Consider the following 15813-nt stretch of genomic DNA (forward strand, 5'->3'; position numbering starts at 1 on the left):
GATTACAACTGTTGATTGCTAAATAGTCCTCCTGAGCCCACGGCCCTGCTGAATTCAAATGAAGCTTCGTGCAATCGTTTCGGCGAAATCGTGTTCTAACACGACATTGTCGTTCTCGTAGGCCTCTATACGGCCCGTCAGATAGAAATTGTGCTGGTCCGATCGCATCGTGGTGAATGTCTCAGTCCTGGTGCGCCAGTTGTCGCGCCCCGATGTCTCGGTCCAATGGGTTTCACCATAGGCCGAGAGCGGATCGTCCGGGTGAATCTCCCAGCGCTCGCGCGCAATCCCGCCGTGGATCAGGCCGTGATCCTTGTCTCGCGCCTCGCCAAAGTCATCCTCGATGATCAATGTGATCTTGCCAGTCACCTGATCGTGTTCGATGGTGCGGCCGTTGCCGCCTTCACGCAGTGTCTCGATCTGCCATGGCGACGCGCCCTCCGGCTCCGGGAAAACCCATTCGTCTGCGCTCGCAAGCGGACGCGAAGGAATGTCGATACTCCCTGCGTGAACATTCAGGCTGACATGGGTCGGCGATGGCCAGACGAGCGGCCAATAGGATGACGACACCGCCACACGCAATGTGTGCCCCGCCGGGACCCTATAGGCTATATCATCGAGCTTGAGCGCAATCGTCACGGGCTCACCGGCCACTAACGGCTTGGCATTGTCATGCCCGTCGCGATGGCAAAGATTGAGAACGCCATAGGTAATGCGGGTCGACGCTCCGTCAGGATGCACGTCGCAAAGGCGCACCGCGACCATTGCAACGGGTTTGTTGCTCGCCAGGGTCAAGGTGATTTTTGGAGCCCCGACAATATCGATGGTCTCGCCGAGCAACGTGTCGTAACAGACCGAGAGTGCATCGTCGCGGCGCTGGTCGCCAGGCATTTCAGGTCCGAGCCAGATGGCACAATATTCGCCGCTCATCATGCCGCAGTCTTGCGGCGAGGCGACCTGATGCGAAAATTCCTGAGCAGGTTCCAGTGCCAGCGTCCTATCGCCTGCAAGGTGCAGCACTTTGCTGCGGATACTTGACGACGGCCATTGCTGTTCACTTATCCAATAGCCGCTACGTTCGGTGTACCAGCTTTTGGGCCGCACGGAATCCATCAGATAGCCGCGATATGCCGGATCATTTTCAACGCCCGTATCGATATCCTTGAGCCAGCGGTCCCACCAGCGTAGCGCCTCCTGCAGGAAGCCGATGCGTGGTTCCGGCACGGCAAAATGCGGATATTTGTGGACCCAGGGTCCGATAATGCCTTTGACCGGCGCGGTAATGCCTTCCATCAGGCGCGGCACGGCGTTCTTATAGGCATCGCCCCAACCGCCGACGGCCAAGGTCGCGGCCTTGATCGCCGAAAAGTCTTCACAGACGGATCCACGGCGCCAATAGGCGTCGCGCGTCTGGTGCTTGAGCCATACGGCGGGCAGGAACGGTTCGTTGTGCAGACGCTCCAGCCACATCTCCCGCCACTTTTCGCCGACATGCGCCGGATCCGGAGGGCGCGACGAATAGGCGAGCATGGTCGCACCCCAGCCAAGGTTTTCATTGAGCAGCAGTCCGCCCTTGTAATGAATGTCGTCGGCAAAGCGGTCGTCGGTTGAGCACAAGGTGATGATGGCTTTGAGCGCTTCGGGCTGGAGCGCCGCGACCTGCAAGGAGTTGAAGCCGCCCCAGGATATGCCCATCATGCCGACCTTGCCGGTGGACCATGGCTGCGCGGCGATCCAGTTGATTACCTCGCAGGCGTCGGCGAGTTCCTGCTCGGAATACTCATCCTCCATCAAGCCTTCGGAATCGCCATTGCCGCGCATGTCGACGCGCAGGCAGGCATAACCGTGACCGGCGAAATAGGGATGGGTGAGATTGTCCCGCGCGGTTGTTCCGTCGCGCTTGCGGTAGGGCAGAAATTCGAGAATGGCGGGAACCGGGTTCTCGTCGGCATTGTCCGGCATCCAAACCCGCGCAGAGAGCCGGCAACCGTCGGCCAGGACAATGCCCATATCGGCATGTTCAATGACCTTCTGAGGAAACGCTTCGATTGTCCGCATTATCACCCTTCATCTCGCACGCGAGTTGAAAACAGATAATGCTTGCCGGCGGCTTGCCAACCGGCGCAAACATGAATCCCATTTTCTCGTCTTTTGCGAGCCGTTCCTTTTGCCCACACTATGCGCATCTGCTCGCGAACACGCATAAAACACCTGCGACATAACTCACACAATTTGCGCCACAACAGAGCTTTTCATCCAAGCTTCGAGGGTATCATTCTTTCGACGCGCCGGAACAGAACCACGATGATGCCGGTGATCACCAGATATCCTGCGGCTAGCAGGAGTAGCGGCTCGTAGGTCAGGAACGTATCCTGGCGAACACGGGAAGCGACGGCGTAAAGATCAACCACGGTAATCGTGGCTACGAGGGGCGTCGATTTCAGCTGCAGAACAGCTTCACCGGCCAGTGTCGGCAAAGCGCGATGGATTGCTTGCGGCAGCCAAATCCGCCTGAAGATCGTGAAACGCGGCATGCCGAACGCACGGGCGGCCTCCAGTTGTCCCTTGGGAACGCTGGCAAAGGCGCCGCGCATCACTTCGCCTTCGTATCCTGCATAGGACAAAGTCAACGCCAGCACGGCATAGGGCCAAGCCTGTCGCAGGTAGGGCCAGAGTTCCGATCCGCGTATCCACGGAAACTGCGGGAAGAGCGAACCGAGACCGTAATAGAGGAGCCAGAGCTGTAAAAGCAGCGGCGTACCGCGAATGACCGTACAGAACATTTTGGCGGGTATGGCGAGGATAGCCGGCCCGGATGCCTGGGCCAATCCAAGCGGCACGGCAAGCAGGAAACCAAGGATAACCGTGACGACCAGTATCCAGATTGTTCGCCACAGCCCCTGCACAATCAGGTCGCCATAGTTTTGCAACCAGTCCCAACGCATAAAGGATATGGCGGAAGCCAAGAGCACAAAGCCGATCAGCATCAAGACGATGCGATGCGGCTGAAGCAGGCTGGTCTTGCGGCTCTGATCCTTTTCCTTATGGATCGGAAACGTTTCGATCGGAACTTCAATGGGCGTCTCGGACATCAGTGCGCCTCCTTCACGGAGGGCATACCGCGCCGGGCCCAGATCTCGACCCGCCCGATAATGGCATTCGAGAAGAGGGTGATGAACAGGTAGAGTGCGCCGGCCGCGAGGTAGAACAGAAAGTAGGCCTTCGTGGCGCCGGCGGCCTGACGTGTTTCCAGCGTCAGTTCGGCGAAGCCGACGACCGCCAAAAGCGACGTATCCTTAGTCGCAATGAGCCAGAGATTGGCAAGGCCCGGCAGGGCGTGGGGCAGCATGGCAGGAAGCGTAATGCGCCGCATCATCAGCGTCGGCGACATACCGTACGCCCTCGCCGCCTCGACTTCACCTTGGGGAATGGACTTGATTGCGCCGCGCAGCACTTCAGTCGCATAAGCGCCCTGGACGAAGCCAAGAACGACGATGCCGGCGACAAGCCCACTTATATCGACGCGCTGGAATCCGAACCCCTCAAGCAGACGATTGATGAGATCGGTTCCGGCATAATAGAGGAGGAGGATCAGCACCAGCTCGGGTATCGCCCGTACAAGCGTCGTATAAATGGCTGCAAGGTCGCGTACTATCGGACCGCCGTAGAGCTTGCCATAGGCGCCGAGGGTTCCGATCATCAGGCCGATGCCGAATGAACCAAGGGCGATCTGCAGGGAGTGAACCAGCCCGCGAAGCATATTGCCGCCCCAGCCCGGTGGATTTGGCGCCAGGAGTCCGAGCATGCTGGATAATGCGGCAGGAATAATCGATGCGTCGGCCAAGCCGTCCTCGATTCAGTATCAGATACGGTTTTTGAACAGATTGGCCGGAACGGGCGAGCCCGCTCCGGCCAGACAGCTTAGCCGCCGTAGATGTCGAAGTTGAAATACTTCTTGGAAATCTCGTCATATTTGCCATCGGCGCGGATCGCCTTGATGGCAGCGTTCATCTTGTCCTTGAGTTCGGTCTCGCCCTTGCGAATACCGACACCGACGCCCGGCCCGAGGATTTCCAGATCATCGGCGACCTTACCCTTGATCTCGCAGCATGCCTTGCCAGCATCGGTCTGGACAAATGTTTCAAGGGCAAGCGAGTCCGCTTGCGTCGCGTCGATACGGCCAGCGGCCAGATCCTGGTTCGCCTCATCTTGCGTCTGGTATTCCTTGATCTCGGCGGCGGTGCCGGCGAAATATTTCTTGGCGTAGGCCTGGTGCACAGTCGAAACCTGAACGCCGATGATCTTGCCCTTGAGGCCTTCTGGCGTCGGTTGCATGTCGACGCCCTTGGCGCCCATGATGACGGTCGGCGTGTTATAGTACTTGTCGGAGAAATCGATGGTCTTCAATCGCTCGTCCGTGATCGACATCGAGCTTGCGATCATATCGATCTTCTTCGTCGTCAATGCCGGAATGATGCCGTCCCAGGCGACAGGGGTGATCACGCAGTCAAGCTTTGCCTGCTCGCACAGGGCATTGATGATGTCGACTTCCCAGCCGTTCCATTTTCCGGATGCGTCAGGCGATGTAAACGGCGGATAAGGCTCGGCGGCGATGCCGACTTTCACCTGGTCGGCGCTTGCAACGCCCATTCCGGCAACGATCAGAACAACGGCGGCTACCGTTGTTTTCAAAAACGACTTCATTCTCATCTCCATTCGTTCAATGTTCCCCAGGGTTATTCCCTGTTGCTTTGCTTGTTTTATGAAACAGTCCGGATAAACTGTTTCAACCGTTCGGATTTTGGCGATCCAAACAACTCTTCCGGCGGCCCCTCTTCCTCGATGATGCCATTGTGAAGATAGATGACGTGACTGGCGACTTCACGGGCAAATTTCATCTCGTGTGTGACCAGCAACATCGTGCGGCCTTCCTTCGCGAGGTCGCCGATCACGCGCAGGACCTCGCCCACAAGCTCCGGATCGAGAGCCGAGGTCGGTTCGTCGAACAGCATTACGCGCGGCTGGATAGCGAGAGCGCGGGCGATCGCTCCGCGCTGCTGCTGGCCGCCGGACAGATATGCCGGGTATACGTCGCGTTTGGCCGACAGCCCGACGCGCTCAAGCAGTTGCTCGCCGATTACCATGGCTTCGTCACGCTTCATGCCGAGGACATGAACCGGGACTTCGATAACGTTCTGAATCAACGTCATGTGCTGCCACAGATTAAAATTCTGGAACACCATGCCAAGGCGGCTGCGGATGCGCTCGATCTGGCGCCGGTTGGCGGGATGCTGGCCGCCATGCCCGTCGCTGATCATTTTCACATCTTCGCCATTGATGCGAATGATGCCACTGGTGGGATTTTCGAGGAAGTTGATGCAACGCAGAAATGTGGACTTGCCCGAGCCGCTGCCCCCGATCATCGCGACCACATCTCCGTCACGCGCCGAGAGGGACACGCCCTTGAGAACCTCGAGCGCGCCGAAGCGCTTGTGCAGGTTCTCGACATGAATGGCTTCAGCCTGTTCGCTTGTTGCCCGTTGAAGAGGATCCGTCGAAACGGTTGCCGCTTCCATCGCCGTCATTCCGGGATTCCTGCTCGTGGTTGGCTTGCACGTCTTTTCATGACAGCCTTTGATCCGCCTCTTATTCGATCGGGTCTAAATTGCCCGCTTTGGCTGCATCACACCACTTGCGCTCTATTTATGCAAGCGTATAAATACTCCGAGAAACAATTTTTTGAGAGCAGCGCAGATGAATGCATTCGGATCCCAGTCTATGGCCCTCCCCTTGAAACGCGTCATCATGCGCATGCCGGATCGTGTCATGGCAGGCGCTGAGCGCGATGTCTGGCACTATGGGCCGCAGTTTGATCCCCGCAAGGCATCGGAGCAGCATCGCGTGTTTGCTGGCCTCGTTGCCGGTTCAGGTGCGGAAATCACCTGGATCAGGGATGGCAATGACGGGCTATCCGATTCGATTTTTACCCACGATCCTTCCCTGGTGACCGACAAGGGCGCCGTCATCCTGCGAATGGGCAAGACGTTGCGCCTCGACGAGACGGAACTGCATCGCGAGACCTACCGCCAGATGGATGTGCCGGTCATTGGCCGCATCGAGGCCCCGGGTACCGTGGAAGGCGGCGATTGCGTCTGGGTCAACAGCAAGACGCTTGCGGTCGGTCGCGGGGTCCGCACCAACCAGGCAGGGATCGAACAACTCTCGGATATCCTGAAGCCACTCGGTGTGACTGTGCTCGGCTTTGACCTGCCGCTCTGGCATGGCGAAGAGGCTTGCCTGCACCTCATGTCGATCATCTCGCCGCTTGCCGAGGACCTTGCCCTCGTCCACATGCCGCTCTTGCCGGCAGCGTTCTACCAGCTGCTGAAGGAACGCGGCATCCGGCTCGTTGCCGCTCCGGAGGAGGAATTCGCGGCCAGCAATGGCCTCAACCTCAACGTCTTGCCAACCGCACCCTACGAAGTGATCGCTGTCGCCGGTTTTGAAGGCACCAAGGCCGCCATGGAAGCAGCCGGCTGCACGGTAACGACCTTCGAGGCTGACGCGCTTTGCATCGCCTGCGAAGGCGGGCCGACCTGCCTCACACGTCCCGTCTGGCGCCAATGAACGCTGAAATCGCCACCCGCAAGAGCTTTCGCCGCGAAGGTGAGGACAAGCGCCGCGAGGACCTCATCGCGGCCACCCTCGCATGCGTGGCGGAGCGCGGTCTTGCCGGAGCTACTGTGCGCGAGATCGCACAGCGCGCGGATGTGACCGCGGGGCTGATCCGTTATTATTTTCCGACGAAGGATGAACTGATCGGTGCCGCCTATCGCGCGGTCATGCAACGCATGACCGTTCAGGCCAGCGACGCGCTCAAGAGCGCGAATGATGATCCCAGGGCCCGCCTCTATGCCTTCGTGACCGCCAATCTCGGCCAGCCGATCATGGACCCTCATAATCTTTCGCTCTGGGCGGGTTTCATCGCATTGGTTCATGCTGATCCGGCAATGGCGGCAGCGCACCGCGACGGCTATCTCGGGTTTCGTGACGAACTCGAAATATTGATCCGCGATGCGCTCCGATCGGCGGGCGCACCAGCAGAACCGCGCCATACACGCCGCCACGCCATCGCCATCAATGCAATCATCGACGGGCTGTGGCTCGAAGGCTGCTTGGCCGGCGATATATTCTCGGATGGTGAGTTGGCCGAGACCGGCATAACCTCTATCGAAGCCGTACTTGGAATTTCACTTAAAGCTGAAGGAGGCGCCACATGATGCGCTATGCGTCTGTTACCGATCGTCTGGCCGGGCTTGGCTCCGACAAATGGGCCGTGCACATCCGCGCTCGCGAAATGAAGCACGCCGGTGAGGACATCATCGAGCTCACGATCGGTGAGCCGGACATACCGACCCCTACTGATATGATCGACGTGGCGGAACGCGCCATGCGCGCGGGACGCACCGGCTATTCCAATGGCCGCGGCGAACCGGCTGTCCTTGCCGCGCTCTCCGCAAAATATACAGCGCGCACCGGCCGCCAGATCGATTACGACAACATCATGTGCTTCCCGGGCACACAGACCGCCCTCTCCCTTGTGATGCTCGGCCTTGCGGAGGAAGGCGACGAGATCATCACGGGCGACCCACTCTATGCGACCTATGACGGCGTCGTGCGCGCGACCGGAGCAACCCGTGTCTCGGTGCCTCTGCGTCCGGAAAAAGGCTTCCGCATGCAGGCGGCCGACCTTGAAAAGGTCATAACGCCGAGGTCCAGGGTTCTCCTTCTAAACACGCCGCACAATCCCACGGGGGCGGTCCTGAGCGCGCAGGAAGTGGCCGACATCGGTGAAGTCTGCCGCAGGCACAATCTCTGGATCGTCTCTGACGAAGTCTATGAACAGTTGATCTTCGACGGCACATTCGCTTCGCCGCTCGATCGGTCGGAACTTGCGGACCGCACGGTCGCGGTTGCATCCATTTCAAAGTCGCACGCGGCGCCTGGTTTCCGCAGCGGCTGGTGCGTCGGACCGAAAGACTTCACCCGTCGCCTGCTGCCGCTCTCCGAATCCATGCTGTTCGGTGTGCAGCCGTTCATCGCCGACATGACCGCCTATGCTTTGGGCCAACCCTCGGCGGCGGCAGCAACGATGCGCGAAAGCTATCTGCGCCGCGCGCAGTCGATATCCAACAGGCTCGATGGTGTTGCCGGCATTGTCTGCAAAGTACCCCAGGCGGGCATGTTCATCCTCGCCGATATTCGCGCTACAGGCCTCAGTGGCAATGACTTTGCCATGCGACTGCTCGAACAAGAACTCGTCGCGGTCATGCCGGGCGAATCCTTCGGCGAAAATCTTTCCGGTTATCTGCGCCTCAGCCTCAGCGTGGCCGATGACAAGATCGACGCAGCGTGCGCCGGCATCGTCCGCCTAGCATCCCGCCTCCAGCAACGGAAATCCGCATGACCACGGTTGGTGAAGCTCTTGTTCATTTGCTCGAATCCTACGACGTCGATACCGTCTTCGGTATACCGGGTGTCCATACGATCGAACTCTATCGCGGTCTCGCAGGCTCGAAGATACGCCACATAACCCCGCGGCACGAGCAGGGCGCGGGTTTCATGGCAGATGGATACGCACGAGCGACCGGCAAGCCGGGCGTCGCATTCGTCATCACCGGACCTGGCATTACCAATACCATCACCGCCATGGGACAGGCGCGCGCCGATTCCATTCCGATGCTTGTCATCTCTGGCGTGAACCAGCGCGACTCGCTTGGCAAAGGCATGGGGTTCCTGCACGAACTGCCGAACCAGCGCGCCATGCTCCAGACCGTTGCTATGTTCTCGCACCGGATCGAGAAGCCCGACGAACTGCCGATCGTGCTTGCCCGCGCCTTCGCTCTCTTTGCGTCGCGTCGCCCAGGTCCCGTTCATATCGAAATTCCGCTCGACGTCATGGCTCTACCGCTCGAAGGCGCTCAGCGTGAACCGTCCGATGCCCCGGTCCCGCACGCATCGGCCGAGACCATGGCCGAGCTGACGCGCCACTGCTTGTCAGCGGAGCGGCCCGTCATTCTCGTCGGCGGGGGCGCCAAATCGGCGGCCGATGGTTTGAAAGTTCTTGCAGAAAAGCTCGACGCGCCGGTTGTCGCAACCACGAACGGGCGCGGTATCATGCATAGGCATCCGCTACTGATCCCGGCAAGCCCCAGCCTCAGGGCGGTGCGCAAGCTCCTTGCCGACAGCGACCTCGTGATAGCCATCGGCACCGAGATGGGGCCGACGGACTATGACATGTATGCCGACGGCGGCTTCCCGGACCTGAAGCGTTTCGTTCGCATCGACATCGATGCCGGACAGTTGGATCGCTGGCCTGCGTTCATGCCTATCGAAGCATCGGCGAAGGAAACCGTCGAGACGCTTGCTGCGGCCCTGCCGGATCGCAGAAATGGCCGAAGCGGCGAAGCAAGGGCGAAGAACGCCCGCGACGCGGCCTGGGCAGATGTCGGCCCGCGCACGCAGGGCCAGGTGCGCTTCCTCAACACTTTGCGTGACACGCTCCCCGATTCCCTTATCGTCGGCGATTCGACGCAGACGATTTACTCGGGCAACCTTTACTACGATCACGATCGGGTCGGCGGTTGGTTCAATGCTGCCACCGGTTTCGGTGCCTTGGGCTTTGGCCCGCCTGCGGCAATCGGCGCCGCGCTAGGCAAACCCGAAACTTCGACGATCTGTATCGTTGGTGACGGCGGCTTTCAGTTCGTGCTCGGTGAGATTGGCGCAGCCGTCGATGAAAAGGTCCCCATGATCTTTATCGTCTGGAACAATCAGGGCTATCAGGAGATCGAGCGGGCGATGGTCGATGTGAATATCGACCCGGTGGGCGTTCGTCCCTCAGCTCCGGATTACATCAAGATCGCCGAAGCTTATGGTGTGGCCGCCGAACGTCTCGCGAACATCGATCAACTACCCGCCGCTTTGCTGCGTGGTAAGGCGAGCAATCGTCCATATCTTATTGAAATTGAGGAAAAATTGGTTGGCTGATGGCTTCAAAGCCATCAGCCCCCTTTTCTCACGGACGGTGGATCGTCTTGACCTCGAGGAAATCCTCGAGCCCGAACCTTCCGCCTTCACGGCCATTGCCTGACTGCTTGTAGCCGCCGAACGGGCTGCCGTAGCGATGTGGCCCGCCATTGATATGAACCATGCCGGCCTTCAGCTTGGAGGCGACCCGCTCGGCACGCCGGGCATCGCCTGTCTGCACATAGGCAGCAAGGCCATAGGGTGTGTCATTGGCAATGGCGATTGCCTCCTCCTCCGTATCGAATGGTATGAGCGCCAGCACCGGGCCGAACACCTCTTCGCGTGCGATGCGCATGGTGTTGTTGACGTCGGCAAAGATCGTCGGCCGGACGAAATAGCCGGTCTCGTAACCTTCGGGCTTGCCCGCACCACCGACGAGCACGCGTGCGCCCTCGGCAATCCCAGCTTCAATCAGGTTCTGGACGCGGCCATGCTGGATGTGGCTGACGAGCGGGCCGATATGATCGCCCTCTTCCTCGGGATTGCCGACACGCGCCTGCTTTCCGGTTTCCTCGGCAATCTTGACGGCCTTTTCGTAGACCGACCGCTGCACAAGCATGCGTGTCGGTGCATCGCAGGACTGACCACTATTGTTGAAGCACTCAAGGACGCTGCCAGCGACGCGGTCTTCTAGATCCGCATCTTCGAAGACGATGTTCGGGGATTTGCCGCCGAGTTCCAGCGTCACCCGCTTCACCGTCTCGGCCGCATCCTTGCTGACGGCGATGCCTGCGCGCGTCGATCCGGTAAAGGACATCATGTCTACGTCCTTGTGCCTGGATAGTGCCGCACCCACTGTCGCACCGTCGCCATTGACCAGATTGAATGTACCGGCAGGAAAGCCCGCTTCGTCGATCATCTCGGCATAGAGCATGGCATTGAGCGGCGTGAACTCGCTCGGCTTCAGAACACAGGTGCTGCCCGTAGCCAATGCCGGAATGACCTTGAGCGCAATCTGGTTGATCGGCCAGTTCCATGGCGTGATCAAACCGCAGACGCCGATTGGCTCGCGAACGAGCACATCGCCGTTGGGGAGTTCCTCGCGCATATGGAGGTTCTTCAGCGCATCGATAAAGCCCTGCAGGTGACCGATGCCGACATCGGCCTGCTGCTGCGTGCTCATGGTTATGGGCGCGCCAAGTTCAAGCGTTATCGTCCGCGCCACCTCGTCATAACGGCGCTTATAGATGGCGAGCAGCTTTTCGAGCAACGAGAGCCGCTCCTCGACCGACGTCTGGCTATAGGTCTGAAAGGCTTTCTTGGCAGCCGCGACCGCGCGATCGATATCGCCCGGCGTTCCCATGGAGATCACGGCGATCGGCTGTTCGGTTGCCGGGTTGATCACTTCCAGATCGTTCGGCTCGAGCGGCTTTACCCATTCGCCATTGATATAGAAGTTGCGTTTGTCGAGCATGAAAATTTCCTCCAGAAACTTGGCTGTGAGATCATTCTGACCAACAATCGGACGAACGCAAGGACTTTATACGTTTGTATAATTACGTGTCGCAGAGAACACAATTCATGCCGCATCCGAACTTCTCGCCTCGTAGTTGCACGACTATCGTTCGGTCATGGTTCGACCGCATTTTAGTCCAGAGTTACCGTACCGAACGCCTCAAAGACGTTCGGTACGAAAGCGGTTGATCCTGCCCTTCCAAACCAAAATCCACACAAAATCGACCAAAGGGGTTCCTTAATGAAAGCACTATTGATGAGCGGCGTCATGACGTTTGCGCTGCTGGGCGCGGCAGGCGGTACCGCTTTCGCTGCGGAATGCGGCGACGTCACCATTGCCAGCATGAACTGGCAATCGGCGGAGGTCCTCGCCAATCTCGACAAGATCATCCTCAATGCCGGCTATGGCTGCAACGCCGAGGTGGTGCAGGGCGACACCATTCCGACGCTGACATCCATGACCGAAAAGGGCCAGCCGGATATCGCTCCTGAAGGCTGGGTCGACTTCATGCGCGATATCATGGACAAGGCCGTCGCCGACGGGCGCCTGGCCTACGCCTCGAAGTCGCTGTCCGACGGCGGCGTGCAGGGATGGTGGATACCGAAGTACCTCGCCGACGCCCATCCCGATATCAAAACCATTGACGACGCACTGAAGCATCCAGAACTGTTCCCCGCTCCGGAAGACTCGTCCAAGGGGGGCCGTATTCAATGGACCTCCTGGTTGGGGCGGCACGGTGGCAACTGCACAGTTCTTCAAGGCCTATGATGCCGAGAAGAAAGGCTTTACGCTTGTCGATACGGGATCGGCAGAGCCGGCCTCGACGGCTCGTTGGCAAAGGCCTATGAGCGCAAGGAAGGCTGGATCGGCTACTACTGGGAACCGACCGACATCCTTGGCAAGTATCCCATGGTAAAACTCGACCATGGTGCGAAGTTCGACGCGGCAGAGTGGAAGCGTTGCAACACTGTCGCCGATTGCCCCGACCCGAAGAATCGACTGGGAGATCGCCGAGGTCGATACGGTCGTCACCAAGAAGTTCAGCGAGCGCGCCTGTCCGGCAATGGACTATCTGAAGGCTCGTTCATGGGACAACAAGACAGTGAATGCCCTGCTCGCCTGGATGACGGACAATCAGGCAACCGGCGAAGACGGTGCAAAATACTTCCTCAAGAACCAAGAGGATATCTGGACCAAATGGGTCAGTGCCGACGTCGCGGAGAAGGTCAAGGCCGCGGTCAAGTAGCTCGATAGCCGACAAAACAACAGGGGCAGCGGCACGACCGGTGCCCTTCGTTTCAGAACCGGATCGCGTAGCGCAGGCCGTCGTAGATGGCAGCGTGAATGTTGCGGGCGTGAACAGCGTCGCCGATCCGTACCAGATCGAAGCGGCCCTCCTGCACGCGCTGCGGGAAGATCGCGCCACCATTGACGAGGCGCCCATAATCGACCGCGCCGCCATTCCGGGACAATGGTTTCAACTCGCGATAAAGATCATCGATCGGCAACGTCCCGTGCTCGACGACAACCTGGTCGACGAGACGTTCTTCCCGATAACCTTCCGCGAAATCCGACCCCAAGGTTGCAATGAGCTGGTTGCCGTTGCGGGCAACACTGACGAGGCGTGTGTTGATGGTCACGCGAACGCCCTTTTCCTGGAACGCGCGCATATAGGGGACATGGTTCATTCCACCCATTTCCGGCGCAAAGAAGCGCTCTGGGCTGACCAATTCCAGCCGGGAGCCCGCACGCGCGATTACCTCCGCCGCACTCATCCCCTGATGGCCACCGTTATCATCGTAAAGAAGGACATTCTCGCCGGGCTTTACCGCGCCGGCAAGTATATCCCAGCTCGAGGTCACGAGTTCGTCGCCGGCGTCAAGGGGCGGGTTTTGCGGCATGCCGCCTGTGGCAACGACAACTACATCCGGCTTCAGCGAGAGGACGTCGCTCGCTTCCGCCCAGACATTGTAGCGCACGGGAACCCCGAGGCGTTCCAACTCGTCAAGGCGCCAGTCGACGATGCCGATCATTTCCTTGCGGCGCGGGTTCTTGGCCGCGAGGCGCACCTGCCCGCCCGCCTCGCCTGACGCTTCGAGCACCGAAACATTGTGCCCTGCTTCAGCGGCCACCCGCGCCGCCTCGAGGCCCGCAGGCCCGGCGCCCACGACGACAACATTGCGCGCGGATTGTGCCTTGGAGATCACATGCGGCATCGATGCTTCGCGTCCGGTCGCGGCGTTGTGGACACAAAGCGCCTCGCCGCCTTCGTAGATGCGGTCGAGGCAATAGGTTGCGCCGACACACGGCCGAATCCGGTGTTCCTCGCCCGCCATGATCTTGCGCACGATGTGCGGATCGGCAATGTGAGCACGCGTCATGCCCACCATGTCTAGCTTGCCTTCGGCCACGGCGTGACGTGCAGTGGCGACATCGGCAATTCGCGCCGCATGGAACGTCGGAAACTTCGTTTGTTGGCGTACCTCACCGGCAAAATCGAGGTGCGGAGACGAGCGCATCCCCTGAATGGGTATCACCTCGTTCAGTGCCGCATCGGTTTCGATGTGGCCGCGAATGACATTGATGAAGTCGAATTTTCCAGAGCCGGCAATACGCCGGGCGATCTCGACACCCTCCTCCTTCGACAGTCCCTTGTCCCAGTCCTCGTCCGCAACCATGCGAATCCCGACGATGAATTCGTGCCCGACCGCGTCGCGAATGGCATCGATCACGTCCCAGGTGAAGCGCAGGCGGTGGTCGAGCGACCCCGCATAATTGTCCTCTCGATGATTGGTCGCCGGTGACCAGAAACTGTCCATGAGATGGCCGTAGGCTTCAAGCTCGATGCCATCGAGCCCGGCCGCCTGCATGCGCTGGGCCGCCGAAGCGTAGTCAGCAACGATGCGCTCCAGATCCCAATCCTCCGCTTCCTTCGGAAAGGCCCGGTGCGCCGGCTCGCGTACGGGTGATGCCGAAACGACGGGCAGCCAGTCCGCCTTGTTCCAGTTCGTGCGGCGGCCGAGATGGGTCAATTGAATCATGACCGCCGTGCCGTATTCATGGCATTCGTCCGTAAGCTCGCGCAGCCACGGCACGATCTCGTCGTTATAGGCATGGAGATTACCGAAGGCCGGCGGCGATTCGCGCGAAACAACGGCCGAGCCTGCTGTCATCGTCAGGGCGATCCCGCCCTTCGCCTTCTCGGCATGGTAGAGCCGGTAGCGCTCCTTCGGCATCCCGTCTTCGGAATAGGCCGGCTCATGGCTGGTGGACATGATGCGGTTTTTCAGCCGCAAATGCTTAAGCTGATAGGGTTGCAGCAGCGGATCGTCGTGTGAAGCCAATGAACCAGTGTCCCTTTTCATTTAAGGGTATCCTAGCTTCGACGCTTCAAGACCGGTTTCTTCCCGGCGACCTATTCTGACGCGCAGCCGTCATCTGATGCAGCGTTTGATCGACCCGAGCGATCCAGATAGCGAGCGAGCACTATCGACCCTTTCGCAATTGTCCCGTTCTCACCCTCGTGACGGGGTTGTTCAGAACGCGCGAATTGGCTAGAGGAATCGAGCATACTTTTTATATTTTGAATTAAGGAAAATACTATGACTTCCAAGTCGACGTTAAGCGTTGGCCGTAGGCTGTTCTTTGTCGCCACCCATCGCCCCGCCACCAAAGTAGTCTTGTGGAGGGTTGCATGACCGAAGATGACATTCTGGATCAAGAAATTCTCGAGTTGTTCCTCAGCTTCGGAAAGCGCGCGGTTCGCGCATCGGGTTATATGCTGGTGATGAACTGCCCCCACTTTCGACCGGACACTCAGCATAAGCAGGAAGGCTCAAGCATGTGCTTGAGGATAAGCTTATGTCTAACGAGTATCGACAGATTGAACTGATGGTTGGCGATGTTCGGCGTCGGCGCTGGACAACCGAACGCAAACTACAGATCATCGAAGAAAGCTACGCCCCAGGGGAGACGGTTTCTTCTGCGGCTCGGCGGCATGGGGTCGCGCCAAATCTTTTGTATCGCTGGCGTCGGCTCTTGAGCGAGGGAGGCGCAGTGGCGGTGGATTCCGATGAGCCGGTGATCGGCAACTCCGAAGTCAAGAAGCTGGAAGATCGGGTGCGCGAGCTTGAACGCATACTCGGGCGAAAGACGTTGGAGAACGAGATTCTCCGCGAAGCCCTAGCCAAAGCCCAGTCAAAAAAACCGATATCGCGGCCGATCTCGTTGCCGAAGGACGGTTCCCGATGAAGACGGTGGCGGATGTT

The 15813-nt window shown here is 59.2% G+C and carries 12 protein-coding genes and 2 pseudogenes; 7 read left to right on the forward strand and 7 right to left on the reverse strand.

Annotated elements, in window-relative coordinates:
• Nucleotides 1-54 precede the first annotated feature (54 nt).
• From AAAB35_RS06365 to AAAB35_RS06385, 5 genes are all read right to left on the reverse strand, one after another.
• Complete coding sequence (locus tag AAAB35_RS06365) at nt 55-2058, reverse strand: CocE/NonD family hydrolase (protein WP_340667370.1); 2004 nt, start codon at nt 2056-2058, stop codon at nt 55-57.
• Between the two features lie 194 nt (nt 2059-2252).
• Nucleotides 2253-3092 (reverse strand): ABC transporter permease, encoded by an 840-nt coding sequence (locus AAAB35_RS06370; protein ID WP_340667371.1) that lies wholly within the window; start codon nt 3090-3092, stop codon nt 2253-2255.
• The gene (locus AAAB35_RS06375; protein ID WP_340667377.1) at nt 3092-3805 is read right to left on the reverse strand and encodes an ABC transporter permease; all 714 of its coding nucleotides are present in this window, start codon (nt 3803-3805) and stop codon (nt 3092-3094) included. Before AAAB35_RS06375 ends, AAAB35_RS06370 begins: the two co-directional genes overlap by 1 nt.
• A gap of 116 nt (nt 3806-3921) precedes the next feature.
• Nucleotides 3922-4650 (reverse strand): transporter substrate-binding domain-containing protein, encoded by a 729-nt coding sequence (locus AAAB35_RS06380; protein ID WP_340667378.1) that lies wholly within the window; start codon nt 4648-4650, stop codon nt 3922-3924.
• Between the two features lie 110 nt (nt 4651-4760).
• A complete protein-coding gene (locus AAAB35_RS06385) occupies nt 4761-5576 on the reverse strand; it encodes an ATP-binding cassette domain-containing protein (protein WP_340667379.1) in 816 nt (271 codons plus the stop codon).
• A gap of 178 nt (nt 5577-5754) precedes the next feature.
• On the opposite strand from AAAB35_RS06385, the gene AAAB35_RS06390 reads away from it, so the two are divergent.
• Genes AAAB35_RS06390 through AAAB35_RS06405 form a run of 4 tightly spaced genes read left to right on the forward strand, consistent with a single transcriptional unit; the run spans nt 5755 to nt 10050 of the window.
• Nucleotides 5755-6627 (forward strand): arginine deiminase family protein, encoded by an 873-nt coding sequence (locus AAAB35_RS06390; RefSeq protein ID WP_340667372.1) that lies wholly within the window; start codon nt 5755-5757, stop codon nt 6625-6627.
• A complete protein-coding gene (locus AAAB35_RS06395; RefSeq protein WP_340667373.1) occupies nt 6624-7280 on the forward strand; it encodes a TetR family transcriptional regulator C-terminal domain-containing protein in 657 nt (218 codons plus the stop codon). The genes AAAB35_RS06390 and AAAB35_RS06395 overlap by 4 nt, the downstream gene beginning before the upstream one ends.
• Nucleotides 7280-8467 (forward strand): pyridoxal phosphate-dependent aminotransferase, encoded by a 1188-nt coding sequence (locus AAAB35_RS06400; RefSeq protein ID WP_340667380.1) that lies wholly within the window; start codon nt 7280-7282, stop codon nt 8465-8467. Before AAAB35_RS06395 ends, AAAB35_RS06400 begins: the two co-directional genes overlap by 1 nt.
• Nucleotides 8464-10050 (forward strand): 5-guanidino-2-oxopentanoate decarboxylase, encoded by a 1587-nt coding sequence (locus tag AAAB35_RS06405; protein ID WP_340667374.1) that lies wholly within the window; start codon nt 8464-8466, stop codon nt 10048-10050. The genes AAAB35_RS06400 and AAAB35_RS06405 overlap by 4 nt, the downstream gene beginning before the upstream one ends.
• A 28-nt stretch (nt 10051-10078) precedes the next feature.
• Here the strand turns inward: AAAB35_RS06405 and AAAB35_RS06410 are convergent, their stop codons facing one another.
• Nucleotides 10079-11503, reverse strand: coding sequence for an aldehyde dehydrogenase family protein (locus AAAB35_RS06410; RefSeq protein WP_340667375.1), 1425 nt, complete (start codon nt 11501-11503; stop codon nt 10079-10081).
• 384 nt (nt 11504-11887) lie between these two features.
• Here AAAB35_RS06410 and AAAB35_RS06415 point away from each other — a divergent pair.
• Nucleotides 11888-12436 (forward strand): annotated as a pseudogene (locus AAAB35_RS06415) (glycine betaine ABC transporter substrate-binding protein); the annotation flags it as partial.
• A gap of 34 nt (nt 12437-12470) precedes the next feature.
• Nucleotides 12471-12791: a glycine betaine ABC transporter substrate-binding protein gene (locus AAAB35_RS06420; RefSeq protein WP_340667381.1), complete on the forward strand. Its 321-nt coding sequence runs from the start codon at nt 12471-12473 to the stop codon at nt 12789-12791.
• Between the two features lie 52 nt (nt 12792-12843).
• On the opposite strand, the gene AAAB35_RS06425 is transcribed toward AAAB35_RS06420, so the two are convergent.
• The gene (locus AAAB35_RS06425; protein ID WP_340667376.1) at nt 12844-14910 is read right to left on the reverse strand and encodes an NADH:flavin oxidoreductase; all 2067 of its coding nucleotides are present in this window, start codon (nt 14908-14910) and stop codon (nt 12844-12846) included.
• A 496-nt stretch (nt 14911-15406) separates the two neighbouring features.
• On the opposite strand from AAAB35_RS06425, the pseudogene AAAB35_RS06430 reads away from it, so the two are divergent.
• Nucleotides 15407-15813 (forward strand): annotated as a pseudogene (locus AAAB35_RS06430) (transposase); the annotation flags it as partial.

This window comes from Phyllobacterium sp. (genome assembly GCF_037994425.1).
In the GTDB taxonomy this organism is placed as follows: domain Bacteria; phylum Pseudomonadota; class Alphaproteobacteria; order Rhizobiales; family Rhizobiaceae; genus Phyllobacterium.

What these genes read in the sequence shown, in the direction of transcription:
- AAAB35_RS06395 (WP_340667373.1), top strand. Translation starts at nt 6,624, where the DNA reads ATGAACGCTGAAATCGCCACCCGCAAGAGCTTTCGCCGCGAAGGTGAG.
- AAAB35_RS06380 (WP_340667378.1), bottom strand. Translation starts at nt 4,650, where the DNA reads ATGGGCGTTGCAAGCGCCGACCAGGTGAAAGTCGGCATCGCCGCCGAG.
- AAAB35_RS06385 (WP_340667379.1), bottom strand. Translation starts at nt 5,576, where the DNA reads ATGGAAGCGGCAACCGTTTCGACGGATCCTCTTCAACGGGCAACAAGC.
- AAAB35_RS06420 (WP_340667381.1), top strand. Translation starts at nt 12,471, where the DNA reads ATGGTGCGAAGTTCGACGCGGCAGAGTGGAAGCGTTGCAACACTGTCG.
- AAAB35_RS06405 (WP_340667374.1), top strand. Translation starts at nt 8,464, where the DNA reads ATGACCACGGTTGGTGAAGCTCTTGTTCATTTGCTCGAATCCTACGAC.
- AAAB35_RS06370 (WP_340667371.1), bottom strand. Translation starts at nt 3,092, where the DNA reads ATGTCCGAGACGCCCATTGAAGTTCCGATCGAAACGTTTCCGATCCAT.
- AAAB35_RS06425 (WP_340667376.1), bottom strand. Translation starts at nt 14,910, where the DNA reads ATGAAAAGGGACACTGGTTCATTGGCTTCACACGACGATCCGCTGCTG.
- AAAB35_RS06410 (WP_340667375.1), bottom strand. Translation starts at nt 11,503, where the DNA reads ATGCTCGACAAACGCAACTTCTATATCAATGGCGAATGGGTAAAGCCG.
- AAAB35_RS06375 (WP_340667377.1), bottom strand. Translation starts at nt 3,805, where the DNA reads ATGCTCGGACTCCTGGCGCCAAATCCACCGGGCTGGGGCGGCAATATG.
- AAAB35_RS06390 (WP_340667372.1), top strand. Translation starts at nt 5,755, where the DNA reads ATGAATGCATTCGGATCCCAGTCTATGGCCCTCCCCTTGAAACGCGTC.
- AAAB35_RS06365 (WP_340667370.1), bottom strand. Translation starts at nt 2,058, where the DNA reads ATGCGGACAATCGAAGCGTTTCCTCAGAAGGTCATTGAACATGCCGAT.
- AAAB35_RS06400 (WP_340667380.1), top strand. Translation starts at nt 7,280, where the DNA reads ATGCGCTATGCGTCTGTTACCGATCGTCTGGCCGGGCTTGGCTCCGAC.